Here is a 23,733-nt window from a genome sequence, read left to right as displayed (position 1 = left end):
CGAATTCTATTCGGTGGTGTTTAATCCAGATTTAATATCCCACCCTTATCGGAACACAAACCGCCATGTCAGACGACTTTTCCCTAGACGACCTTTTAAACAAAAGTTACGACGCCTTTAAAGAAGCAGAAAACCAAGTGGGACAGTGCAATGTTTTAGTCATCGGCAAAACCGGAGTCGGCAAAAGTACCCTGATCAATTCTGTGTTTCGCCAGCGCTTGGCAGAAACCGGAGTCGGCCGCCCCGTCACTCACGGTATTCGCCAATACACAAAACCGAATTGCCCGATCGCAGTTTACGACACTCCCGGACTCGAACTCAACGCCGAACAAATTAAAATTATTCAATTAAACGTTGCTAAACTAATTGAAGACCAAAGACTCCTGCACCCCAAAGAACACATTCACGTCATCTGGTACTGCATCAATCACAGCGCCAATAGAATAGAATCAGTCGAGGAAAACTGGCTAAAAGAAATGGAAGTCAAAGATGTACCAGTGATTTTAGTGCTCACTCAAACTACATCGAAAAAGCCCAGCGAGTTTTTCAAGCAACTGGAACACATGAATTTGCCAGTCAGTCAAATCATTCCAGTCATGGCTGAACCGGAAGAAATAGATGAAGATTATACAGTAAAATCTCACGGTTTAGACAAGTTGGTGGATGCAACTTTTCAACTGCTGCCTGCCGTAGCTCAAAAAGCTTTTGTGAAAGAACAAATTGCCAATGTTTCGCTCAAATCTGACATGGCATTTAAGTATGTAACTGGTTATGTTGCCGGTTCTGCAATTGTCGGTGCGACTCCTGTACCGTTTGCTGATGCGCCGATTTTGATGGCGATGCAAACGGCAATGATTGCTAATATTACGGTGATTTTTGGAATGCCCTTTGATAAGGGATTTGTTTCGGCGATGCTGTCTGCGATTAGCGGGGCTGGCGGGGTTACTGCTGTGGGTAGAAGTATTGTGACTAATTTGATCAAAATGATTCCCGGTGCTGGTACTGTTGTCGGCGGGGCTATTTCCGGTGCAACGGCGGCAACTCTCACCCTTGCCCTCGGTTTGGCTTACATTGAAGTGCTTAAAACTTATATGAAAGCTCAAATTAATGGTGAAGAAGTTTCTTTGCAGCAGTTGACAAAGATGTTTGTGGAATTGTACAAGGATTATGCTAGTTCGGGACGCAAAACTTTGAGGGATGACAAGCAGAATCAACCGAAGCCTCCCAATCAAATTAATATTGAGTAAATGGGAATTGGGCATTGGGAATTGGGCATTGGGAATTGGGCATTGGGCATTGGGAATTGGGCATTGGGAATTGGGGAATTGGGCATTGGGAATTGGGAATTGGGAATTGGGCATTGGGAATTGGGCATTGGGAATTGGTTAGTTTCAATTACTAATTACCCATTTTTTATTACCAATTAACAAGTGCCAATTAACAATTAACAATTAACAACTAACAACTAATAACAATTAACAATTCCTAAAGATGTCTATAATACAATTGGTAAATTCTGCAATAAGGAGTAAATGGTTGTGGTAATGACACCCGTTTTATCAGAAAATGTTTCTCTAGAAGACTTTATAGCTAATCCCCCGGACGATATGGAATGGGTGGACGGGGAAATTGCAGAGAAAAATGGTAGGACAGTAAAACACAGTAGAATCCAATCTAGACTGGATTTTTATTGGAGAAGTTACAAGGTATCTAGCGGACAAGGTGGCGAAGTCTATACGGAAGTTCCTTGTCGCACTGACAGGCGAGTGCGTCGCCCAGATGTTGCTTATTTGACGGCTGAACTTGTTGCTGAATATGGCGATGTTCCTACTTTTCCTCAAAGTCCGCTGTTAATTGCGGAAATTGTTTCTCCTACTGATGTGGCGGAAGATGTTTTTCTGAAAGCACAAGAGTATTTAGATTCTGGTTGTTTGGAAGTTTGGATTGTTTTTCCTGAGAGTCGCTGGATAATGATTGTGATTCAATCTCAAAAGTTAGCTTTTAACTTGGGTTCTACAATCAGCACTCAGTTAGTTCTACCGGGTTTTAGTGTTGCTGTTGATGAGTTGTTGGGTTGATGGCAAATATGGGTTAATTAGTTATATTTAACTGCTTTCTGGCAGAGTTCGCCGGTGCTGTTTGCGATTGTTTGTGAAAAAATGCTTGACAAAATGCCGTAGCTTGCGGGGCGAGACGCGATCGCCCATTCAGACAATTAATGAAAATTATTAGCAATAAACAATGTAGTTGTAAACTTGCACAGAATCACCAACAGCGGTAAAATACTGATTGATTTGTTTGTAAATCTACCCTAGATTCCAATTGGGAATTAAAACCAATAATCGAAATATGTCTCAAACTTACACCGTTGAATTACTTCACCAAGGCAGCACCTATACCGTAGAAGTACCGGAAGATCAACCAATTTTGCAAACTGCGCTCGCCGCGGGGATTGATTTGCCGAACTCTTGTAATTCGGGGGTTTGTACTACTTGCGCTGCTAAAGTTATTGAGGGTCAACTTAAGCAAGTTGATTGCATGGGCGTTAGTCCCGAACTTCAGACCGAAGGTTATGTGTTACTGTGCGTTTCTTTTCCCCGATCGAACTTGAAGATAGAAACAGAAAAAGAAGATATTGTGTACGCTCGGCAGTTTGGCCAATCCTAGAAATAAACTAAAATTGACATAAATATCGATCGCGGTAAACCTATTATGGATCGCCCTATGACCACCCATTTCATTTCCGCAGAAGTTGACCTCCACGATACCGCCGAAGAACTGCACTCGGCGATTGAAATTGAACTGCAAAAGCACGGCGAACCGCTGCGCTGGGCTGTCACAGATGTGGATATCGATCGGCAAAAGGCTGTGGTAGAAGGCTACGTGCTCGTGGAATCATCCCCCGTTGCAGCGTGAACTCCCCCCCTTTAACAGTGGTTTTGATAGTCCCCACAGGCGTTGGAGCCTCGATTGGTGGCTTTGCAGGAGATGCGCTGCCGGTGGCTAGGGCGATCGCCCAAGTTTCAGATACGCTGATTACTCACCCCAACGTCCTCAACGGCGCTCAACTGTATTGGCCGATACCTAACGCTCTCTACGTGGAAGGTTACGCCCTTGACAAGTTTGCAGCAGGATGCTGGGGGTTGCAACCAGTACATCAAAATCGCATCGGCTTAATCCTAGATTCCGCGATCGAACCAGACTTGCAGTTGCGCCACTTACAAGCGGCTGATGCAGCGAGAGCTACATTGGGCTTGAATATAACTGATTGTGTTTTAACCGATCGCCCCCTGGAAGTAGAATTGCGTATTTCAGAATCAGGGGCATCCTGGGGCACAATCGGTAATCCCGACAGTTTATTGCGCGCCGCCGAAAAATTGATCCGACAAGCAAAAGTCGAGGCGATCGCCGTTGTGGCGAGATTTCCCGACGATGAAGGTAGCGTCGCCCTCGAAAACTACCGCCGCGGCAAAGGAGTTGACCCCCTCGCCGGCGCGGAAGCTGTCATCAGCCACCTGATCGTCAGAACTTTTAAAATTCCCTGCGCCCACGCCCCGGCGCTGTCTGCGCTTCCCCTCGATCCCCAGCTTTCCCCGCGATCGGCTGCTGAAGAAATCGGGTATACTTTTTTACCTTGCGTGCTTGCCGGTCTGGGCAAAGCTCCCCAATTTGTCGGGCCAGAAAGCGCTCTAGGGAGTCAATTATCGATTACTGCCGATCGAGTCGATGCGGTGGTCATACCAGCCACAGCGTGCGGCGGCAGTGCTATCCTGAGTTTGAGCGGGCGATCGTCGGTACAAATTATCGCTGTGGGCGACAACAAAACCCAGATGCAAGTTCCCCCAGAAAAACTCGGAATCAAAGCTTTGCAGGTAAACTCATATTTAGAGGCGATCGGAGTCTTGGTCGCTTTACGAGCCGGCATCACTCCAACTTCCTTGGGTGCAGACATTTCCCCCCTGCATTGTTTGTCTGACTCAGCTCAACAAATCTCAAATCTGTAATCCATAATCTAAAATTGATTAAGTGGCAGAAAAAATTCCCGAAAATCCTGAAATTGAACCCTTAACGCGCACCCAAGTTTTAGTAGCAATGGGCGTAACAGCCATTATGTTGCTGGCGGTAGCTAAAGTGTGGTTGCTATTTGGATCGGTATCGCTTTTGCCAGTCAAATTGAACGTAATGGATTTGCTCGCAGGATGTGCGATCGGACTGGCAATTACAGGCGGTAGCGCGATCGTTTATCGCCTTTGGCCCGGTTATCGCCGGAGTGCTGACGTTTACTTAGAAGTAGTGCTCAAACCCCTATTTTGGCCGGATTTAATTTGGCTGGGACTGCTACCGGGACTGAGCGAAGAATTGTTATTTCGAGGCGTGATGCTTTCTGCCTTGGGAATGAATTTTACTGGTTTAATTTTATCAAGTTTTTGCTTCGGCATTCTGCACTTAGGAGGCACGGATCAATGGCCTTATGCTGTTTGGGCGACGGCGGTGGGATTGCTGTTAGGTTACAGTGTTTTAGTGACTGGGAATTTGTTAGTGCCAATTACGGCTCATATCTGTACAAATTTGATTTCTAGCTGTGTTTGGAAGTGGGAAAATAATCAAGTGAAGCAGTAGGGCGATCGCACTTCCAAAGCGGCGATTGAAATCGCGCCTGCGCGGAATATAGCAATAAATGCCAACGCGCCAGGTTTTTTTTTAGATTGAACGAACCGCGAAGACGCTAAGGGCGCGAAGGAAGAGGAAGAGTTCACAGAGGTGAAAAGGTTTTAACCGCCGATTTTTATCTGTGTTAAGGCAGTTTGTAGCTGCTCGATCGCACGATCAATTCACCTTGACTGGGGTTGCGGCTGAAGATAAAAGCTCCTGCTTGAGTTTCGCCGCTTGACAAAAAGTCAATTTGTTGGTCGCCGGATTCCAACACTTCACCGTTGACTCGCAGTTCGGCAATAATTTGCACTGATTCAGCCGTTTCTCCGCCCGTGTTAGTAACTGTAAACGGCACGTAAAATTGCCCTTGGGTTTCGCGAATTGGTGCATTGCGAGTGACAGAAATCACCGGAGGTTTCTGTTCTTTAGTCGCCCAGTTGTAGAGTACGAGTCCGGTGAGGCCAGAAAGGATGAAGCAGGCGATCGCAAATGTCACCCATTCAGCAGGATTTCTTTTTTGTTGCTGTTCGTTATCTTTTTCACTCATACCGTTAACCTCCCCGCCGCGCCGCCAATTGTCGCCGGCAATCCCAATACTAACGTATAGCTCAACCAAATCGACCACGGATCGTCAAAGTTGAGTTTTTGGAAGAAAAACAGCATAAATGCAGAAGCAGCCAGCGATACTAAATACGCCATTACAGTTTCGCTGAGGGGACGCTGAAAAATCCCTTGTTGTTGTTGGCGCTTTTCTTGATAAGTAAAGCCTGCTACAAATACAATACCGTAGGAAATTAGCAGCGAAGCGGCGATAATTGCTAATTGCCAAGGTGGCGAAATAGCTGCCGCTAACATGGGAACTTCGTCGGTTGGGGCGATGTTGAAAGCAATAATTGTAGCGCCGATTAAAGTAGCGCCGATATCTGCTACAGTTGGATTAATTGTAGGTTCGCTGTCGCCGTCGGAGCTTTGATAGCGATCGCCGCTCAAGAAACCCCTTGCTAGTGCCACTCCCAAAGCAAACGGCAAGCCTTCAAAGATGATTTTCCCCAAAGTTTCTTGCAGCGGAGTCTCCAGCCTAATTTCTTTGAGCAAAAACAGGATCGCAGCGGCGCAGACAATCCCAATTGCGATCGCTTCTACGGTATCCATTGCAGCATCTCGCCAGCGGATGTCCTTAGTTTTGCGAAAACCTTCAGTACGAATCAGCAAGAAAACGGCGATAAAAGTAGTTGCAATGGCGATCGACATTTCTGCTGGTTTACTGTGCGAACCGATCCACCAAACCTCCATCGTATAAAGCAGGGGAATTCCGAACAAAAAGCCGCCAGATGCGCCTCTAATGATGTCGTTGAGTTCATTTGACCACTGATTTTTACGTCTTTTTGACTTGTTCATGTTGGGGTGAAGAAGCTTGCGAGCTTGTATGTTCATCAAAGAAAAGACCAGATTTATTTGACTCTATCTCGCACTTGCGCCAAATCATCTGGGGTTAATATTCCGGCGTTGCTTAATCAGGGTATGAAAAAAATAAGTTGAAAATTCAGAAGTTTTGTGGATTCTGGTTTCTATGACTTGCATATTTAGCCTTTCATACCGTAAATCAGCAACGCCAATATTCCCAGTCTCCTTTCCACTAAACTTTTTTGTAATGTGTTCAGTTTATGTAAGCGAACCACTGAAGGTCGCTTTAATCCTGCTTGTTGCCATTCCTGAATTTCGACATCAAAGGTTGTACGAGGGATTTGACTGGTTATTTTAGCAACGATCGTGTCTTCATCTCCCGTGTCCAACAGTATCAAACCAGGACGGCGTTTAGTTTCGGTTGTACCTGCAAAGATGAATGCGACTATAACTCATTCTCCAAACTGATAATTAGTCATAGCTCACTCCTCATCGTAAATTGCGTCTGCTTCGCTGAAATCGGCAAAAAATTGTTGGGCGGCAAGACGATGCCAATCTGTTTTTTCCTCTACTTCATCGGCTTCGGAGTTTGTTGGTTCTTGCACCAAAACAATAACTCTGACTTCTTGGTTAGCTGTCAAGTATTTTAAGATAGTATCGGGAAATTCTATTTTCCCTTCATCTGTGACTTTTGCGGGAAACTCGTATGCTTTCATAATTTTTAGGTCAATTTTTTTACAACATTATTCAGTTTGTGATTTACTTTCTAATTCCTTGAGTTATAAAAAAACTCCCACGATTATAAATCTCTTTGCCAAATCTTGATAGTTTTGTCATCACTGCCACTAACAAGAGTCTGCCCATCCGGGCTAAAAGCCACAGAGTAAACTCCCCATGTGTGTCCTAAAAGAGTGCAAATCTTCTCTCTAGCCTCTAGATTCCAAAGTTCGATCGTTCCGGGTTCGCTATCATAATCTGCGTTCTCACAATCGCTTCCACCAGTTGCGATAATTTTACCATCACGGCTAACAGCTAAGCAGAAGCTTCCCATTGAATTTTCCGCAAGAGTATAAATTTCTGTTCCTGTATCAAGATTCCACAACTTGATAGTTCCGGCACAGTCTAAGGTAGCAAAAGTTGCTCCATCAGGGCGGACAGCCAGGGCAAAAACAGAGTCCATACCCTCCTGCCAATTCTTTGTCCAGATTTCATCTCCTGTGATTAAATTAAAAGCTACTGCACTTAGAGAAACACAATCATCTGCATTACTACTGAGTAGAATCTGTCCGTCAAAACTGAATAAAATATCAAAACCATAATATACTTCGACTGGCCACTTTAAAGTCCGAATTTCTTCTCCATTTCTAAGGTTCCAAAGTTTGATAGTTGTGTCTTCACTGGCACTTGCCAGAGTCTTCCCGTCGGGGCTGATAACTACAGAAGTAATTATGTCTGAATGTCCGGTGATGGTGTAAATTTCCTCTTTAGTGCTGAGATTCCAAAGCTTGATAGTTTTGTCCTTGCTGCCGCTAGCAAGAGTTTCTCCATCAGGGGCGAGGGCAATGGATGTAACCCCTTGTGAATGTCCTGATAAAGTGTGAAGTTCTTGCCCTGTGTTGAGGTTCCACAGCTTAATTGTGCTATCAGAACTTCCGCTAACTACAGTCTGTCCGTCTGGAGTGATGACAACAGAAGTTACCGAACATGAATGTCCGTGAAGGGTGTGTACGCATTGCCAGTTAGTTTGAATCATTTGATATTACTCCTAGCATTCATCCAGCAACCACATTTTTACTGATTGTTTTCAATGCCATTAAAGTGCAAGCTGAATCTCTGCTGATTCTCCTAAAGCTTCGTTGACAACAATCAGTTTTCCTTGACTATCTGCCCCTAATTGTTGATTGGCATTGAGTAATTCAATCCCATAAATAGTACCGTCTGGGGCAATATCTACATTCATTTGCTCGCTAACCTGGATAGTTTCTACCTGTGTGGTTTTTTCTTGCAGGTATATATAAGCTACGTTGTATCTCGGATCGTAAGTCAGTTTCACGGGAACCTCCTGCTCCAAAGAATTTGACAATTACAGTGATAATTATCCAGTCTTCGCCTTCTGACGCTGCGAGCCTGCACTTTCTTCATAGCATAAACTTTTCCCTGCCACTCAGCATTGAAGGAAAAGTTGCGCCTAAATCCGGTTCTGCCAAATTGAGCCGGAAAAGTTGTACCACTTTCTACAGTAGCAATTACTTCTGCCTCAGTTGCACCTCGCTCAATCAATCGTGCTTGAGCATGGGGATATAATCTAACGCTCACGTTGCTATTACCTCCTTTTTGCCTCTTTATTTTTGCACTAACTTAATTCACCACAGTCGTGCGATCGCATAAGCATCAAAAATAGCATCAACGCTCAAAACCGGTATCTGTTCCGACATTGATTGAGCAATTATCAGCCTGTCAAATGGATCGCGGTGATGCAAAGGCAGTGAAGCCACAACCTCAATGTGGTTGAGATTAATCTCCAGTAGCCCGATATTGCTAACACTGAGTTGCTGTCTGACAAACTCCATAAAAGGCAGACTAAAGTTTAGCCTGCCTATGCTGTGCTTAATTGCCATTTCCCAGATGCTAGCTATACTGACTAGCTTCTCGTTATTTTCATCTTCAATTAGCAGTTTGACATTGGCGCTAAGTCTAGGGTTGTCCGTGACATACCAAATAAAAGTATGAGTGTCCAACAACAACCTCATTCCATGTACTCCTTAAATTCTTCTAGCGGTTCGTCAAAATCATCAGACATCCAAACCATGCCTTTAGCACTCCCAGCTTTGGATGGCCACCGCTTCTTATTAGCTGGCGGTATCCCTACCAATTTTACAACAGGCTGGTTATCTTTACTAATGGCAACTTCTTCACCTCTCATCGCCGCTTCAATTAATTCAAGCAGTTTTTCTTTTGCCTCAATAATGTCTACTTGATACATAATTTTTGCCTCCTTAATCTCAATTGACAACATCACCATTCTAACTCAATTCGATAAATCCTCTTCCTCCAAATCTACAGGCGGCAACTCCATATCATCTGACTGCAACTGAGCCGGAGTAGCCGGAATTGCGGCAATAATTGCATCGATTACTCTCGCCACCGGAATAATTTCCATCCCCAAATCTGGCACCGGTTGATTCTTCGGAACGATCGCCCTTTTGAACCCCAACTTAGCCGCCTCCCTCAGCCGCAATTCTAACTGAGAAACCGGCCGCACCTGTCCACCCAAACCCACTTCTCCCAGCAAAACTGTGCGCGCATCAATTACCCGATCGCGAAAACTGGCCACAACCGCGATCGCAACTGCCAAATCCGACGCCGGTTCCTCCACCTTCAACCCGCCCACCGAAGCTACAATAGTATCCAATTTAGACAAAGGAATCCCCACTCTTTTCTCCAAAACAGCTAAAATTTGCTGCAATCTACTATTATCAACACCCGTAGTAGAGCGGCGCGGCGAACCAAAACTCGCAGGACTAACTAACGCTTGAATTTCTACTAAAATCGGTCGAGTTCCTTCACAAGCAACCGTCGTAGAAGTACCGGGAGAAAATTCATCTTTATTACCTAAAAATAACTCCGACGGATTGTCTACTTCTCGCAAACCCTCTGCTACCATTTCAAAAACACCGATTTCGTGAGTCGCGCCAAAACGGTTTTTCATCGATCGCAAAAGCCGGTGAGAAGCAAAGCGATCGCCCTCAAAATAAAGTACAGTATCTACCAAATGTTCCAACACCCTCGGCCCCGCCAAACCTCCATCCTTAGTAACGTGACCGACAATAAATAAAGTAATATTTTCCCTCTTCGCCACCTGCATCAAAGCCGACGTACATTCCCGCACCTGAGCCACCGAACCCGGAGCCGATGTTAAACTAGCAAAATAAATAGTTTGGATGCTGTCAATCACCGCCACATTCGGTTTGAGCGATTCCAACTCCCGCAAAACTACTTCTAAATCCGTCTCAGGAAGCAAGTAGAAATTCTCCGCTGACTTGTCCTCGGAATCCGCTTTAACTTCCCCGTTGCTGCCAGATTTATGTCCGCCGTTGCTTGACAAATCAACCGGATTAGCTACACCCAAACGCTGCGATCGCAATTTCACCTGTTGGCCAGACTCCTCCGCACTGACATACAGTATCCGATCCTTGCGCGCCAACATATTCGCCACCTGTAAAAGCAGCGTCGATTTCCCGATACCCGGTTCCCCGCCAATCAACACCAGGGAACCCGGAACAATCCCGCCTCCCAAAACTCGATCGAGCTCCCCGTAACCAGAAGGCCAGCGAGACTGAGTTTGGTCAGCAATCTGCGATAATCTAAAAGATGCTCTCGGTTGACCCTTCGACTTATCAGGAGGCGAACCGCCCACCGTCTTAGTTGTCACCCCAGTTAAACCAGCCCGCGAGCCACCAGCAGTAGGTTGTTCCAACTGCTCGTCAAAAGAATCCCACTTGTGACAGCTAGGACACCTGCCAAAATATTGTGGTGAATCATACCCGCATTCCCGACAAATATATTGTATTCGAGGCTTAGCCATTGTTTATGATGATAAATAGTCACCCTAACATTTAGAAAAATCTGAGTTAAAGCAATTATAAAGCTTTCAGATCGATCGCCACCAATGATTCAATCTGTAGCTTCTATGATAGGGTACAAAAAATTAACATTATCTGAAATGTAACTTAAGGAGTGCTCGGTAAATTGGAAAACCATAAAGAAAAAATTCTGGTAGTCGATGACGAAGCCAGTATCCGGCGCATTCTGGAGACTCGCCTTTCGATGATTGGCTACGATGTCGTCACCGCGGCTGACGGCGAAGAAGCTCTCGAAACATTTCGCAACAGCGAACCAGACTTAGTGGTTTTGGACGTGATGATGCCGAAGCTAGACGGTTACGGCGTCTGTCAGGAGTTGCGTAAAGAATCAGACGTACCCATCATCATGCTAACCGCTTTGGGAGACGTAGCCGATCGCATCACCGGTTTAGAATTAGGCGCAGACGATTACGTCGTCAAACCTTTCTCTCCCAAAGAACTAGAAGCCCGCATCCGTTCGGTACTGCGGAGAGTTGACAAAAACGGCACCTCGGGAATTCCCAGCTCTGGAGTCATTCAAGTCACGAATATTAGGATTGATACCAACAAGCGCCAAGTTTACAAAGGCGACGAGCGAATTCGGCTCACAGGCATGGAATTCAGCCTGTTAGAGCTGCTAGTGAGCCGTTCTGGAGAGCCTTTTTCGCGATCGGAAATTTTGCAGGAAGTTTGGGGATACACGCCAGAACGCCACGTAGATACCCGCGTCGTGGACGTTCACATCTCCCGGCTCCGAGCCAAACTAGAAGACGACCCCAGCAATCCCGAATTAATTTTAACCGCCCGCGGCACAGGTTATCTGTTCCAGCGAATTGTTGAACCTGGAGAAGTTGGGTAAAGTTAGTTGGCATTTGGCAGTTGGCATTTGGCAGTTGGCAGTTGGCAGTTGGCAGTTGGCAGGTGTTAGGAAAGCAGGTGTTAGGAAAGCAGTTGTTAGGAAAGCAGTTGCTAGTTGTTAGGAAAGCAGTTGGCAGTTGGCAGTTGGCAGTTGGCAGTTGTTAGTTGTTAGTTGGCAGTTGGCAGTTGGCAGTTGTTAGTTGGCAGTTGTTAGTTGGCAGTTGGCAGGAAAGAAGTAGTTATTAGTCAACAGTCAACAGTCAACAGTCAACAGTCAACAGTCAACAGTCAACAGTCAACAAATAACAAATAACCAATAACAAATAACCAATAACCAATAACAAATAACCAATAACCAATAACCAATAACAAATAACCAATAACCAATAACCAATAACCAATAACCAATAACAAATAACCAATAACTAATGACTAATGACTAATGACTAAATCCGATCCAAATAAAGTTTTGCGGCAATTGCCCTTAGTTGCAGGAGGGTTAGCAGGTACGCTGCTGATGGTAAACCGCTTGCTAACAGAGCAGATTACAGACTCTCAAGCTCGATCGGACGCTTTGGGAGTAATTATCAGCGCCCTGCTGATTTTAACAGGCTTGCTGTGGCAGCAGGTGCAAGCGCGATCGCCCGATTCGGTACAGCTAATCGGCTCTGAAGGCTTCGAGTTTGCGCCGGATTTACCCGATGCCGTCAAGCTAGAATTAGCCTGGGCATCGCGTTTGCTGTTGACAAATACCGCCACAAGGGCGATCGTCATTGTGTATCGAGGAAAAGTTTTATTGCGGCGCGGCATTTTAGGCATCAATCCCGAAGTTAAACCAGGGCCAATATTGCAGCGAGCGATCGACAAAAACAAACCAATTTATTTAGTAAAGCTCGATATTTATCCCGGCAAAATTGAATTTGACTACTTACCAGAAAATACCCAAGGAGTCATCTGTCAGCCCATCGGCAGTCAAGGCGTTTTAATCTTAGGTGCCAACGCGCCCCGCAGCTACACCAAACAAGACGAAAACTGGGTAGAAGGCATTGCCGAAAAACTCGAAAACACGATCGCTCAGCACCTAATTTCTTAACTTTGTAGGGGGCGCATTCTGCACCTTCTCATAACATTTAAATCAAGCTACTATGACAACTAATTTGCTTCTCAATCTGAACCGTTTACCCAACAGCTTACCTAGTGAAGGTTCTATCCGTATTGAGCTAGTCAAAGGACTCCTAGTATTTCGCATTTCCACCAAAATACAGGAGCGAATAGAAACCTTAACAGCTCAAAAAACAGAATCAGCTCTCACTTCAGAAGAAGAAACAGAACTAAATCAATATCAAGAATTGGTTGATTATCTAAATTTGGTTAACGAAACTATAAAAAAATCTTTTTTATATCCTCTACACGGTAGTGTCAAGCGCTATGATGAGCCCTTTGAACCTGCTGCACCCTCAGAAGATTGGGAAGTGCTGCAATGATTGTACTGGATACTCATATATGGGTGTGGTGGGTTGACAAAAATGCGCGACTGACTCAAAAACACTAGGACTGGATACAACAATATCAGTCTCAAGGTTTAGGAGTTAGCATGATTTCTTGTTGGGAAGTCGCTAAATTGGTAGAGCTGGGAAGACTAACTCTGTCCCTAGCAGTTGATGAGTGGTTAGCAGCAGCTTTAGCTTATCCGGGAGTGCAGCAACTCGAACTCACAATTCCTATTATTATTCAGTCAACCAAACTCACGGGTTTTCACCGCGATCCTGCTGACCAACTTATTGTAGCAACAGCGAAAATACATGGGTGTCCGGTGCTGACGGCTGACGCGAAATTTTTGGCATATCCTGAAGTGCAGACTCTTAAATAATAGAGGTTGAAATGTGTGGATTCTGTTGCATTTATAAGTTCGTAAGGTGCGCGTCGGCGCACCTTACATCTAACTCAAAACTCAAAACTACTATCTCGCCCAATCAGTACCGCGCCAAATTGTGAAAAACAACACACTAGAAATCAGCGCACCCAGCAGCCACTTAACAGCATTTTTAAATAACCCCAAGCGCTGACTTGACTGAACCGTGGCGCTTTGTGTCTTCAACCGTTCCTTAGCCGGAGTAATTCTTGAAAGAATTTGGCTTTTTAATTCCTGCGGGTTTTGCGTATCCGCTGGTACCCCCAAACGGGTAAGTTCCCCCGCCAAATTCCTTAAATCTTCAGGAGTGCCCTTGTTCAGTCGTTCTTCCACTTGCTGCAATTGAGCTAATTGTTGATCGGCTTGAGTAGTAATTTGCTTGCTGTTTTGGTTGTTGACGTAGATAGTGCCAAAAATTCCCAAAGGCAACATCAACAGAAAAAGCAGCGCCAACAGCAAAGAAACCCAAGACAAAAGCTTTAACAAAGGGTCTTCAAAACGCCTGCGATCGTAATCTTCTCCAAAAAATATCAGCGCCATAGCCAGCAGCGGAACTGGCACCCGTTCCACTACAGCGCCAATCGTCTGCAATTCCCAGACGCGATTGCCGAAGTTTGCTGGTATCAAAACTGCGATCGTATCTAATAAAGACAAAATTAATAAACCGTAGCCAATCCAACGCAGCCTGTAAATAGAAAAACCTTGTTCGCCTTGTATGTCATTCATAAAATCCTCACTGTTGTTGTTAACAAAAAAATCTATCTCTCCGTTCAAAACGGATACAAACTACAGATTGAAGTCGTCGAATCTCCAAATTTTAGACCAAAGTTAGAGTTCCCAGATTCATCAGGTCGAGTAAATCTAAAATCTAAAACTTCCCCGAAGAGCGACTTGTGAGCCAGGGTAGCCGAAGCAAGTCGAAGAATCTAAAATCGACTTACTTAAGGTTCGGGAAATCGTGGCTGCCACCACCCATACCAAGAAACCCAAGCATTCTCTAGGGTTTTTTTGGCATCTTCTGGAGTTGTTTTATCCAAAGGCATAGACATCTGAGTCCACAAACAGCGCTTGTCTTGAATATTTCCCCTACCCAACAGCCAAAACAAAATGCGGTTCGGCTGCAAATCGCTAGTATTTCGATTGTATCTAAACTGTTGGGAAGTTACTGTAGGACTGCCGCGAGGATTGATACACGAACTCAAATACAGTCGATTTTGCTGTTGCAAAATTCCGTGAAACCCGGCAGCTTGAGTGCTGGCTAATGCTAGCTTACCAGGAGACGACTTGAGAATAGTATGTCCCTTCATCATACCTTCCACGTCCCCAATGGTATTCACCAAATAGCGCATCTCTATTTCTAGATCCTTGCTATTTTTTTGATATTGATACTTTCTGGCAGCCTTGACTTGTGAAGTATCGGTGATTTCCAGCGGCGCGCTCTTGATTATTTTCCACTCTGCTAAAGGCACCGACTCGGGAAAATTAAACTGGGTTACTAGACTATTGCCTGTTGAGGGATAGAATGTCAACTTTCCGGCCACTAATAAAACTCCTGCCAAAGTAACAGCCAAAAGAGAAATTCTAATTGGTTTCCAAGAGGTCATAGCCATTAGCAATTTTGTTTTTTATTATTTGGCGGTTCCGATTGCAAGATTGCAAACCAGCAGAATAGCCCGAAAAAGAATACAGAAATCATCGAAAAAACTACCGATCCACTACCTTCGTGCCAGTATTTAAATGCTTCTGATTGAGATAGCGATACCAGCACTGCCAGGAGAGCAATCCGCGCGGCATTCACGACAAATGCAATAAGTATTGCTACGATTGGGACTACAATTTTCTGTCCCCTAGTTGTCGGAAACATCAGCAAGAAAACTAGGGATAGTCCCAATAGTTGTAGCATGGCATTCACGCCAGAACAGCCGTGATACACTTCGACGCTGCCCTTTTCTAGGATGAGAAAAACTCCTTTCCGTATAACTTCAAATCCTAGATAGTGCAGGAGGAAAGCTGAAAATTTTGCTGTTAGTAGGGCTACGTCAACAAATACTCCGATCGCGCCGGGAGGAATAATAACATAGGCAAGTATTAGCAGTTCTTGCCAATATTGTTTAAGTCCTTTTGTGCCGGACGCTAGCAAAGCCAGACTGATTCCAGATAAGAAAGGGGCCACTCTGATAAACAAGTCGTAGCCCGATATGGAGGAAGTTTTGAGCAAAATGAAAGCAATTAACGATGCCCCAAAACAACTGGCGAAAATTCCGCTTTCAAAAGTTAGGGATTCGTGTTTTTCCCAAATCAAAAATACCACGACTCCCCAAAACATTAACATTGTGCCGAAGAGGTCTGTGTCGTTTGTTCTGGCAGCCAGAGTCAGTTGCAAGGCAATCAAGCCGCAGGCTATGCCTAACAGCCAATATTTAGGTTCTTGGATTTGTTTGATCCAGTTGATTTCTATCATTGCTGCTTTTTGTTTTTTACTAAAAGCTTATAAAATGCTCGAGCAGGTAACTCTATAGAAATTATCAGCCACAAACACTGAAATTTATGCGTTTGGGATGAATGTTAACTAAATCTTCACAATGATTGACAAGAGTGAATGTTTGTGATATTAGTTTTCATCTAATTAAATCAGAAGAATTTGTAGGGTGCGGAATTCGCACCTTACCCGAATTAGCAATTACCAATTACTGATGAGCGTAAATTTTTTGGTAGTAGGTTTGATATTCCTCCGAAAGCAGGGGTTCCCACCACTCGCGATGGGCTAAGTACCATTCTACGGTCTGCCGCAGGCCTTCTTCAACTGTTACTGAGGGAGTCCAACCTAGTTCTGTTTCTATTTTGCTGGCATCAATAGCGTAACGCCGATCGTGCCCGGCTCTGTCTTTGACAAATGAGATCAGTTGTTCGCAAGGACGCGCGGGCAAATCTTCGGCTAATTCGTCCATTAGCTGGCAGAGCATCTTGACTAAATCGAGATTTTTTACTTCGTTGTTGCCGCCAACATTGTAGGTTTCTCCTGGTTGGCCGCGGTGGATAACGGCATCTAAGGCGCGGCAATGGTCGAGGACATACAGCCAATCTCGGACGTTTTGACCGTCGCCGTATACTGGCAGGGGTTTGCCGAGTAGCATATTGATGCACATTAATGGAATCAGCTTTTCGGGGAAGTGATAGGGGCCGTAATTGTTGGAACAGTTGGTGATGATTGTGGGGAGGCCGTAGGTGTGGAAATAGGCGCGGGCGAGGTGGTCGCTGCCGGCTTTGGAGGCTGAGTAGGGACTGTTGGGGGAGTAGGCGGTGGTTTCGGTAAATGCTGGGTCGTCGGGGCCGAGACTGCCGTAAACTTCGTCGGTGGAAACGTGGAGGAAGCGCATTTGTGCTTTGAGAGACGAGTCGTCTGTTGCTTCAAAGTGCTTGCGGAAGGCTTCTAGGAGTGTGAAGGTTCCGACGACGTTGGTTTGAACGAAGGCTGCTGGCCCGATAATTGATCTGTCAACGTGGGATTCTGCGGCAAAGTGGGCGACTATGTTGATGTTTTCTTGTTTGAGCAAGCTATCGACTAGGGCTCGATCGCAAATATCCCCCTGCACAAACCGAAAATTTTCTCCTTTTTCCAAGGTTACTAGGGTTTCTCTGTTGCCGGCGTAGGTTAAAGCGTCGAGTACGATTACTCGATCGCCCGGATAGCTGCTGCACCAGTGATGCACAAAATTCGAGCCGATAAATCCAGCCCCGCCCGTCACCAACAATCGATGAGGTTCTCGCTCAATGCGTTGATTCCCAATGTTTGTCATAAAAATAAAAGTTTTTCCAATAACTAAGTCTTTTTAAAAGTAGCCTTAAATGTAGTTTGTCATCAAGTGTTTGTCGCTCTGCGATCGAATTTTCTGTTGTCGGACTTCAGATTTTCTGATTTTGGGGCGCTGAAATATTGAATCAACACACTTAAATTTCTATCGATGATTTTGAGCGTAACGCTTACATAACAAGGTTTTTAGTGTTTATTTTTGGTAATTTAAAATTTTAGTTGCGATCGGGCGATCGCGGATATTTGCGATCGATCTGTGATTTGAGCCGATAGCGACTGTTGATCTATTTGTGAAGAGCTGTTACCATTTATTTTTTAAATATCCTTTACAATATTCCAGAGCACCATGAAGAAGTTTCAAGTGTTAGCTGGCATTGCTTCCGTCGCAGCGATCGCCAGTAGCATCGCCATAGGTGACGCTGCATCTGCATTTCCCTGTTCCTACAAAAAATCAGGGGCGACTCAATCTGGTTCTGCGACAACGCTCCTAGGTTCGGGCGGCTCCGATCGAATGAATCCGTGGAAATCCGACAAAATAGCGGCTCTGGGTTTTCTGGGTTTGTTTGGGGTTTTGGGTGGCGGTGCGGCCTACATGAGCTATCGCGCCGGCCAGCGGGCCTCTGCGGCTTGTGCTGCGATGAGCGATAATTTTGAAGTTTTTGAAGAGCCAGTTGAGCCGATCGCAGATGCAAGTGTAGCTGAGACTGCAGATGCGGTTGCTGTGGTTCGCGAACACCCGGAAGCTCCAGGCGGCGAGCTAGATTTGCCGGTGGAGCAAGTTGCAGAGTTAGTTTGTGAAAGTGCGATCGAACCAGTAAAGCGCGCGATCGTCAAATAGACTGCAATCAGTAAGGATCGCGCGTGCAGACTTCAGTTTGCAGCCAAACAAACGGACGCTGACTGATATCAAATCCTCTCTTCATCGGAATAGTAAATTTACTGTTGATTGTTGACTGTTGACTGTTAACTGTTGACTGTTGACTGTTGACTGTTAACATCATGTATGAGTGCAACCGGAATTGATATGACGCACGCGCGATCCGTTCTTTGATGGTAATCGACACGATCTCAAATAGTTATCTCGCGGCGACAAAGTATTCGCTGAGGGAATCTCCCATCTTGCAAGATTGGAGGTTTTTAAACTTGCAATTTGCGAGCATTTGTGTTTGGCATTTAATAAGCTGTTGTGCAAATAAACATTGTATATTTTGATGACAATCAAAAATTGTCAAATCCTCTCCCCCTCTACCCTGATCCCCATCGGACCCTCAATCGCCATACACAATATATATGAGCAACAGCTTAATGCTGTCGGGAACTCGCGAATTTTTGAGGCGATCGCGCGCTGAATAAAAAATGCTTTTTTCCCAGCCGGATCTGGCTCTTCGATCCTGCTCTTTACAGGCTTTTTAGGATTGTCTAAGAGCGACTGTTGAAAATTAGATCGCTCAAAGCGAGAATGTAGGCTGCCGGGGCGATCGCCGAAAAAAATCTCGTTCTCAATCTGAAGGTAGATAACAATAGTTGCAATAGGGTGATATGATAGAAAGCATTGCCCAAAAGATCACAACTATTAGGTTATTATGAGTGGTTTGCGCGATCGGTTCAATCAATTTACAGGTAAAACTAGATTAGCAGTTTGTCGCGTGTTCGTTCAGCTAACAGGTGAAGAAGTTGCACCGATGTTAGGAGTTCTCAACAGCACCGCCAGAGAAGCAATTGATGCCGATGGCGATGTAACAGTTTTGGGAGAAGGCCTTGTAGAAATTTGCAATCACTTGTTACAGTATGACAACTACTGGCAAGCAGCCGCTAATGAAGGTGATGTTTTTTGGGATGAAGGCGAAGCGGGCGATTATGTGGATGAACTTTTCACTGATTCAGCCTCCCGCTATCTCAGCGAACCTCAATACAGCACATCTGCGGACGAGAAAAATTCCCTGTTGTCTTTGCCGGTTACTAGAAATGTCGTAGTGATGCTGACAGTTGCTTATGAAGGTGAAGTTCCAGCCCTAGAAACAGACCTCGCTGACATGAGCGCCCTGAAAGCTGGTTTGAAAGCATTGATTAATTTACAGTACCAGGAAAGGCTGCGAGCCGTGCAAGTTCACTTTTCTCCGGCACAATTGGGAGACGAACTTACCAACGACCAAGTTTTGGTAAATTTCCCAGAACTCATTCCCCTTTAAAAACTGGAAAACTTGCCATCAACACAACGAACCAGTGCTTTGGTAAAAATAATTCGCTTTGACAAAAACAATGTTAGCCAACACGATTTAAAAAAAAGAAGAAAAATAAAAAGGTTCGATCGTTCGGACTTTTTACCGACGAAAAACTACGGGCTTTGTAAAAAGCTTTTTTTATAAGGCTATATGAAGATGCTTGCGGTTAGCTAGAAGACTCGCCGCGACATTCATTTCGCATTATTAAAGATGGCGCAGAAATGCTTTCACGACCAACAACCAATGAGCAAATATTATTGACTATGCTGCGAAAACTGACAGTTTATTTGATGGCTGTAATTTTGTTGGTGACGACAACCGCTTGCGGCTCTCCTTCAGTCCAAGCTCCGACAAATCCTGCTGCTGGAAATCAGGAGATTAACAGGGTGCGTACTTCACCAAAGAATAACTTGAGCCAAGGGGAATATCCCGTACAGCAAGCTACCTACGACGATGGCGATGGCGAGTACAGTTTGATGTTGCTGAATACTGCCCCCGGTAATTCTTCTATTTATCGCAGTACCGATTTACAAATGGCTCGTTTGACGGAGGAAGAAATATCGGCAGGTAAGAAAAGTTATCTAAAAATTGATAACAATAATGCGAGCCTGCATTTGACAGAAGATTTTAAAATTGAGTACGTTCATAACGTTACTGAAACTGTTGCTAATCCTCAAACAGGTCAGCCGCAAACGGTTGTGGTGCGGCAGCAATCGGGCTTCTGGGCTCCGTTTGCTGGGGCCGTGGCAGGTCAGGCGATCGGCAGTTTGTTATTTACACCGCGATATTACGTGCCGCCACTCTATCAGCCTGGGGTAATTATGAACGGATATGGCGGGTACGGCAATACTTACGGCCAAGCTGTCTCGCAATATCAAACTCGCTACCAAGCCCCGCCTGCTGCTGTGAGCAACCGTCAAGTTTTAAGGACGACGGGCCGCTTGCGATCGCCCACATCGAATGCGCCAGTAAGACGGCAAGCACCGTCGAATGCCAATCGATCGACCGGTTCGGGTTACGGCGGCAGCACTTTGAAACGATCGCAGCAGCCGCGTCAAAATGAATACAAGCGCCAGCCGAGTTTTGGTAGCGGCGGGGCGTCTCGCAGGCCTAGTCGCAGTGGCTCTTCCCGCAGCAGAGGGCGCTAATTAGAAGATTGCTAAAATCAGCAACGCCCGATCGATAAAAGTGGATTCGATCGCTCTTCTGTATACCACGCCGCCGCAGTTATTGACGGTGAGAATTTGGGAATAGTTGAGCGATCGATTTGTGTATTTACCAGACCCAAAAAATATGTGATTTAATTGCTACATTGATATGTGGTGACAATATGTCTTCTTCACAACCCCCATCAGGGGAAAGAAACCCTCTAGGATTCGACGAATTGATTGCCATCTTGGTTGCTTTCGGCACGATGGGAACAATTTTCTTTTGGGCCACCAGCAAGAATCCCAATCAATTCGGCATGAGAAATTGGCAATTTCCAGCCGTTTTTTCAGCGCCTGCTGTCACACCCGGAAACTCGACAATCTTAACACCCCTGCCGAGTTCGGATGTGCGATCGCCCGCGCCTGCGCCCGCTACAAAGCTGATTCCCTCGCAACCTAATGCCGCACCGATTGCGCCGATTGTACCGATTGTACCGATTGTACCGATTGCGCCTGTTGCGCCTTTAGGGCCGATTTTACCGGCAATTCCTCCCCAGGGGGCGATCGTGGTTCCCCAAACGCCAATTGCGCGCGAGACTCCCCCTGCAATCATTACCAAACCGAAAGCCCCTAAACCAACAGTCGGGCCGGTTAAATTCTCCGATATGCCTGACAAATATTGGGCGCGTCCATTTATTGTCGCTTTGGTCGATCGCAAAATCTTTACTGATTTCACAGACAACAAGTTTCGTCCCGATGAACCAATGACGCGAGCCGAACTAGCCCGCTTAATTGAGCGAATGTCCGACAAAAAAGAGACCCGAAAACCGATTAATTTTGAAGACGTGAAAGACAAGAACCCTGCCGCTAGCGCGATCGATGGCAGCGTTCAAAAAGGATTTCTTAAAGGATATCCAAACAATGAGTTCCGTCCCACAAAAGACGTTCCCCGTGTCGAAGTCATAGTAGCATTAGCTAGCGGTTTAAACCTGAAAAAAGAAGGGAATCCCACCAAGATTTTACAAGTTTATACAGACAGACAAAAAGTGCCGAAATGGGCAGTTGACAAAGTAGCAGCAGCAACAAAAGCTGGCATTGTTGTCAACCACCCCAAGCCCACACTTTTGCAGCCCAACAAAACAGCAACTCGCGCGGAAGTAGCAGCCATGATTTACCAATCTATGGCAAAAAAAGGTAAAGTACCTGCTAAACCTTCTAAGTATGTGATCGAGCAGGTCAAGTCGTCCAAATAATATTTTTGGGACAGCTCCGGCTCGGCGCTCCAGAATAAGATTTAATCTAGCTAGTTTGCAGTAAGAAATTTAGTTTTTTCTCCAGCATTTTCTGAGGATTTAATTCCTGACTGCGAACCAGCTAAATTAATCTTGAAACACCATAATGCTGCCCGAATAGCAAGCTACCCAAACCTGATGAGTTTCCGGATCGTAAGTAATTCCGATCGGACTTGAATTAACATTTACTGTTTGCAAAACTTTCATGTCGCTCGTTCTAACTTTGCTAACAGTATTCGAGAAATAGTTAACCACGTAAATCAGTTGACCGTCATCCGAAATCGCCATGCTGCGAGGTGCATTTCCAGTCCTCACTTTTTGAGCCACTTCACCCGTTTTTAGGTCAATCTTTGCCACATTTCCTTCACCGTTTAACGTGGCATAAAGATAATTTCCCTTGGGATCTATTGTCAGATGACGCGGCGCATTGCCAATATTTCTCAGCCATTCTACCGAAAAATTTATCAAATTTACTTTCGCAATATCCGAAGAACCCATGACGGCTATATAGGCATTCTTTGAGTCAGGACTTACCGCAATTCCCCGAGGATATGCACCTAGTTTTACCCGCTCGATTTCGAGATTTTTATTTATATCAACTACGCTCAAATCCCAACTGCACCAATTGCTGGCGAGGGCGAAGCGATTGTCTGGTGAAACAGCATTGAATTTGGGAACAGCACCCACAGGAATTACGTTTTCTATTTTTAACGTTTTGGTATTGATGCGGTAGAGGAAACTTTGGTCGTGTTTGGCCGATGGAGTACATCTATCACTCCCCGGATTGTCGAACCCCGTACCGTACATTTGGTAGTTGGATACGTAGGCATATTTACCGTCTGTTGAAAAAGCAGCTTCTACGGGAGCACCTCGATAATTACCTTTGAATTTAGCAAATCCGAACTTGGACAAGTTTATTGTATCGGGAATAGTCTTGACTAATTTAAAGTTCCTGTCGTAAACTGTGATTGTGTGGCTGTACATCATGTTTTGAGCAAAAAACAATCCCGATCCTGAATAAACTATTGATTTCGGCGATATTTTGCCGTAAATAGTTTTTTTCAATGTCATGTTGCGGGTAATCTTTTCTGGATGTTTTACCTGCTTTTCGGGTTGAAATTCAGGTGTTTCTGCTTCGGATTGTGGCGCGGGAGTTTCTGTTTTAAATGGTGGTAAAAATGGTTCTTGAAAAAAAGGTTTTTTCGGCTGGCTTTTAGCTGTATCTTCGAGTTGGTTGGTGTTTTCTGTGGTGCTAGGCGATGGGGAATATTGATTTTCTTGGGGATAGCTACGCCGATCGTACTTTGACTGCGTTTCGTCAGCAGGTTGATTGTCAGCTAGAGTGCTTTCCGGTTTAACGTTAAGTGCTGACAAGGTTTGAGGGCCGACAATTCCGTCAATTTTCAGGTTGTTGTCTGCTTGGAACTTTTTCACAGCAGCTTGGGTTATGGAGCCGTAAAATCCTGTGGGTTTCTGGCTAAAATATCCTGCGTCTTGTAGTGTTTTCTGGAGTTCGGCAACTTCGGGGCCTGAATCGCCTTTTTTGATGGCCAGGGTGGGGTTGACTATATTTAAAATTGTCAGAGCGATCGTAAAGAAAAGTAAAGGAGGAAAGGCTAAATTTAGGTGTTTTGTCGAATTGGGCGATCGAGTTTGAGGCGCAGGTGTTTCCCAAGTTTCAGCTAAATGCAGGTAAGCTAATCCGTCCATAGTTTTTACCAGGTATTTTGGATGCTATAGCAATCCTAAATGATTTATGGTACTACTCGCGATCGGGTTCTGCCTGGGAACCAGTTATAAATTAGTCCTAG

31 protein-coding genes are annotated in these 23,733 nt (G+C 45.1%); 16 read left to right on the top strand and 15 right to left on the bottom strand.

What is annotated here, in order from left to right; genetic code table 11:
- Positions 1-65 precede the first annotated feature (65 nt).
- The 7 genes from QT998_RS08805 to QT998_RS08775 all read left to right on the top strand — a co-directional run bounded on the left by QT998_RS08805 (position 66) and on the right by QT998_RS08775 (position 4,620).
- Positions 66-1,247, top strand: coding sequence for a YcjF family protein (locus QT998_RS08805; protein WP_333113852.1), 1,182 nt, complete (start codon positions 66-68; stop codon positions 1,245-1,247).
- Complete coding sequence (locus QT998_RS08800) at positions 1,248-1,427, top strand: hypothetical protein (protein WP_333217977.1); 180 nt, start codon at positions 1,248-1,250, stop codon at positions 1,425-1,427. It abuts the gene before it with no gap.
- A 105-nt stretch (positions 1,428-1,532) separates the two neighbouring features.
- Positions 1,533-2,078, top strand: coding sequence for a Uma2 family endonuclease (locus QT998_RS08795; RefSeq protein WP_333087936.1), 546 nt, complete (start codon positions 1,533-1,535; stop codon positions 2,076-2,078).
- Positions 2,079-2,349: 271 nt separating this feature from the next.
- Entirely contained in the window at positions 2,350-2,667 is a 318-nt protein-coding gene (locus QT998_RS08790; protein WP_333087933.1) for a 2Fe-2S iron-sulfur cluster-binding protein, read from the top strand.
- A gap of 57 nt (positions 2,668-2,724) precedes the next feature.
- Positions 2,725-2,916 (top strand): hypothetical protein, encoded by a 192-nt coding sequence (locus QT998_RS08785; RefSeq protein ID WP_333113977.1) that lies wholly within the window; start codon positions 2,725-2,727, stop codon positions 2,914-2,916.
- Complete coding sequence (locus QT998_RS08780; RefSeq protein WP_333087931.1) at positions 2,913-4,004, top strand: DUF3326 domain-containing protein; 1,092 nt, start codon at positions 2,913-2,915, stop codon at positions 4,002-4,004. The genes QT998_RS08785 and QT998_RS08780 overlap by 4 nt, the downstream gene beginning before the upstream one ends.
- Positions 4,005-4,026: 22 nt before the next feature.
- Complete coding sequence (locus QT998_RS08775; protein ID WP_194009270.1) at positions 4,027-4,620, top strand: CPBP family intramembrane glutamic endopeptidase; 594 nt, start codon at positions 4,027-4,029, stop codon at positions 4,618-4,620.
- A 175-nt stretch (positions 4,621-4,795) separates the two neighbouring features.
- On the opposite strand, the gene QT998_RS08770 is transcribed toward QT998_RS08775, so the two are convergent.
- The 10 genes from QT998_RS08770 to radA all read right to left on the bottom strand — a co-directional run bounded on the left by QT998_RS08770 (position 4,796) and on the right by radA (position 10,642).
- The gene (locus QT998_RS08770; protein ID WP_333087927.1) at positions 4,796-5,200 is read right to left on the bottom strand and encodes a TIGR02588 family protein; all 405 of its coding nucleotides are present in this window, start codon (positions 5,198-5,200) and stop codon (positions 4,796-4,798) included.
- Positions 5,197-6,051, bottom strand: a complete 855-nt coding sequence (locus QT998_RS08765; protein ID WP_333113846.1) for a TIGR02587 family membrane protein — start codon at positions 6,049-6,051, stop codon at positions 5,197-5,199. The genes QT998_RS08770 and QT998_RS08765 overlap by 4 nt, the downstream gene beginning before the upstream one ends.
- A gap of 185 nt (positions 6,052-6,236) precedes the next feature.
- Entirely contained in the window at positions 6,237-6,494 is a 258-nt protein-coding gene (locus tag QT998_RS27445) for a type II toxin-antitoxin system PemK/MazF family toxin (protein WP_442921954.1), read from the bottom strand.
- Between the two features lie 45 nt (positions 6,495-6,539).
- A complete protein-coding gene (locus QT998_RS08760) occupies positions 6,540-6,773 on the bottom strand; it encodes a hypothetical protein (RefSeq protein WP_333113845.1) in 234 nt (77 codons plus the stop codon).
- Positions 6,774-6,856: 83 nt separating this feature from the next.
- Positions 6,857-7,810: a WD40 repeat domain-containing protein gene (locus QT998_RS08755; protein ID WP_333087919.1), complete on the bottom strand. Its 954-nt coding sequence runs from the start codon at positions 7,808-7,810 to the stop codon at positions 6,857-6,859.
- Between the two features lie 60 nt (positions 7,811-7,870).
- Positions 7,871-8,110: a DUF2283 domain-containing protein gene (locus tag QT998_RS08750; protein WP_333087916.1), complete on the bottom strand. Its 240-nt coding sequence runs from the start codon at positions 8,108-8,110 to the stop codon at positions 7,871-7,873.
- Positions 8,107-8,373: a hypothetical protein gene (locus tag QT998_RS08745; RefSeq protein ID WP_333113844.1), complete on the bottom strand. Its 267-nt coding sequence runs from the start codon at positions 8,371-8,373 to the stop codon at positions 8,107-8,109. The genes QT998_RS08750 and QT998_RS08745 overlap by 4 nt, the downstream gene beginning before the upstream one ends.
- A 47-nt stretch (positions 8,374-8,420) precedes the next feature.
- Complete coding sequence (locus QT998_RS08740) at positions 8,421-8,807, bottom strand: type II toxin-antitoxin system VapC family toxin (protein WP_333087913.1); 387 nt, start codon at positions 8,805-8,807, stop codon at positions 8,421-8,423.
- The gene (locus tag QT998_RS08735; protein ID WP_333087912.1) at positions 8,804-9,079 is read right to left on the bottom strand and encodes a type II toxin-antitoxin system Phd/YefM family antitoxin; all 276 of its coding nucleotides are present in this window, start codon (positions 9,077-9,079) and stop codon (positions 8,804-8,806) included. Before QT998_RS08735 ends, QT998_RS08740 begins: the two co-directional genes overlap by 4 nt.
- Positions 9,080-9,085: 6 nt before the next feature.
- Positions 9,086-10,642 carry a DNA repair protein RadA gene (gene radA, locus QT998_RS08730; RefSeq protein WP_333113843.1) on the bottom strand — a complete coding sequence of 519 codons (1,557 nt, stop codon included), beginning with the start codon at positions 10,640-10,642 and terminating at the stop codon, positions 9,086-9,088.
- A 164-nt stretch (positions 10,643-10,806) separates the two neighbouring features.
- On the opposite strand from radA, the gene rpaB reads away from it, so the two are divergent.
- The 5 genes from rpaB (at position 10,807) to QT998_RS08705 (ending at position 13,407) form a co-directional block, all read left to right on the top strand.
- Positions 10,807-11,538, top strand: coding sequence for a response regulator transcription factor RpaB (rpaB, locus tag QT998_RS08725; protein WP_194009302.1), 732 nt, complete (start codon positions 10,807-10,809; stop codon positions 11,536-11,538).
- Between the two features lie 20 nt (positions 11,539-11,558).
- Complete coding sequence (locus tag QT998_RS08720) at positions 11,559-11,702, top strand: hypothetical protein (protein ID WP_194066588.1); 144 nt, start codon at positions 11,559-11,561, stop codon at positions 11,700-11,702.
- A gap of 277 nt (positions 11,703-11,979) precedes the next feature.
- Positions 11,980-12,630, top strand: a complete 651-nt coding sequence (locus QT998_RS08715; protein WP_194066552.1) for a cofactor assembly of complex C subunit B — start codon at positions 11,980-11,982, stop codon at positions 12,628-12,630.
- Between the two features lie 52 nt (positions 12,631-12,682).
- Positions 12,683-13,021 (top strand): hypothetical protein, encoded by a 339-nt coding sequence (locus QT998_RS08710; RefSeq protein ID WP_228049808.1) that lies wholly within the window; start codon positions 12,683-12,685, stop codon positions 13,019-13,021.
- A gap of 74 nt (positions 13,022-13,095) precedes the next feature.
- Complete coding sequence (locus tag QT998_RS08705) at positions 13,096-13,407, top strand: type II toxin-antitoxin system VapC family toxin (protein ID WP_333113976.1); 312 nt, start codon at positions 13,096-13,098, stop codon at positions 13,405-13,407.
- Between the two features lie 90 nt (positions 13,408-13,497).
- Here the strand turns inward: QT998_RS08705 and hpsJ-A are convergent, their stop codons facing one another.
- From hpsJ-A to rfbB, 4 genes are all read right to left on the bottom strand, one after another.
- Positions 13,498-14,175: an HpsJ-like protein, cyanoexosortase A-associated gene (hpsJ-A, locus tag QT998_RS08700; RefSeq protein WP_194009278.1), complete on the bottom strand. Its 678-nt coding sequence runs from the start codon at positions 14,173-14,175 to the stop codon at positions 13,498-13,500.
- A 215-nt stretch (positions 14,176-14,390) separates the two neighbouring features.
- A complete protein-coding gene (locus tag QT998_RS08695; protein ID WP_194066553.1) occupies positions 14,391-15,059 on the bottom strand; it encodes a cyanoexosortase A system-associated protein in 669 nt (222 codons plus the stop codon).
- The gene (gene crtA / locus QT998_RS08690; RefSeq protein WP_333090093.1) at positions 15,059-15,910 is read right to left on the bottom strand and encodes a cyanoexosortase A; all 852 of its coding nucleotides are present in this window, start codon (positions 15,908-15,910) and stop codon (positions 15,059-15,061) included. Before crtA ends, QT998_RS08695 begins: the two co-directional genes overlap by 1 nt.
- A gap of 226 nt (positions 15,911-16,136) precedes the next feature.
- On the bottom strand, positions 16,137-17,246 hold the full coding sequence (gene rfbB, locus QT998_RS08685) for a dTDP-glucose 4,6-dehydratase (RefSeq protein ID WP_333113839.1): 1,110 nt from the start codon (positions 17,244-17,246) through the stop codon (positions 16,137-16,139).
- Positions 17,247-17,606: 360 nt separating this feature from the next.
- On the opposite strand from rfbB, the gene QT998_RS08680 reads away from it, so the two are divergent.
- The 4 genes from QT998_RS08680 (at position 17,607) to QT998_RS08665 (ending at position 21,883) form a co-directional block, all read left to right on the top strand.
- Positions 17,607-18,098, top strand: a complete 492-nt coding sequence (locus QT998_RS08680) for a hypothetical protein (RefSeq protein WP_333113836.1) — start codon at positions 17,607-17,609, stop codon at positions 18,096-18,098.
- 745 nt (positions 18,099-18,843) lie between these two features.
- Entirely contained in the window at positions 18,844-19,449 is a 606-nt protein-coding gene (locus QT998_RS08675) for a DUF1517 domain-containing protein (RefSeq protein WP_333113833.1), read from the top strand.
- A gap of 296 nt (positions 19,450-19,745) precedes the next feature.
- Entirely contained in the window at positions 19,746-20,630 is an 885-nt protein-coding gene (locus tag QT998_RS08670; RefSeq protein WP_333113831.1) for a hypothetical protein, read from the top strand.
- 182 nt (positions 20,631-20,812) lie between these two features.
- Positions 20,813-21,883, top strand: a complete 1,071-nt coding sequence (locus QT998_RS08665; protein WP_333113828.1) for an S-layer homology domain-containing protein — start codon at positions 20,813-20,815, stop codon at positions 21,881-21,883.
- 126 nt (positions 21,884-22,009) lie between these two features.
- Here QT998_RS08665 and QT998_RS08660 read toward each other — a convergent pair whose 3' ends face one another.
- Positions 22,010-23,632: a peptidoglycan-binding protein gene (locus tag QT998_RS08660; protein WP_333113826.1), complete on the bottom strand. Its 1,623-nt coding sequence runs from the start codon at positions 23,630-23,632 to the stop codon at positions 22,010-22,012.
- Between the last annotated feature and the right edge of the window lie 101 nt (positions 23,633-23,733).

It is taken from the genome of Microcoleus sp. S1D4, assembly GCF_036700765.1.
Classification (GTDB): domain Bacteria; phylum Cyanobacteriota; class Cyanobacteriia; order Cyanobacteriales; family Microcoleaceae; genus Microcoleus.
The sequence above is the reverse complement of the archived record's forward strand: the minus strand, read 5'-3'. Positions and strand labels throughout refer to the sequence as shown.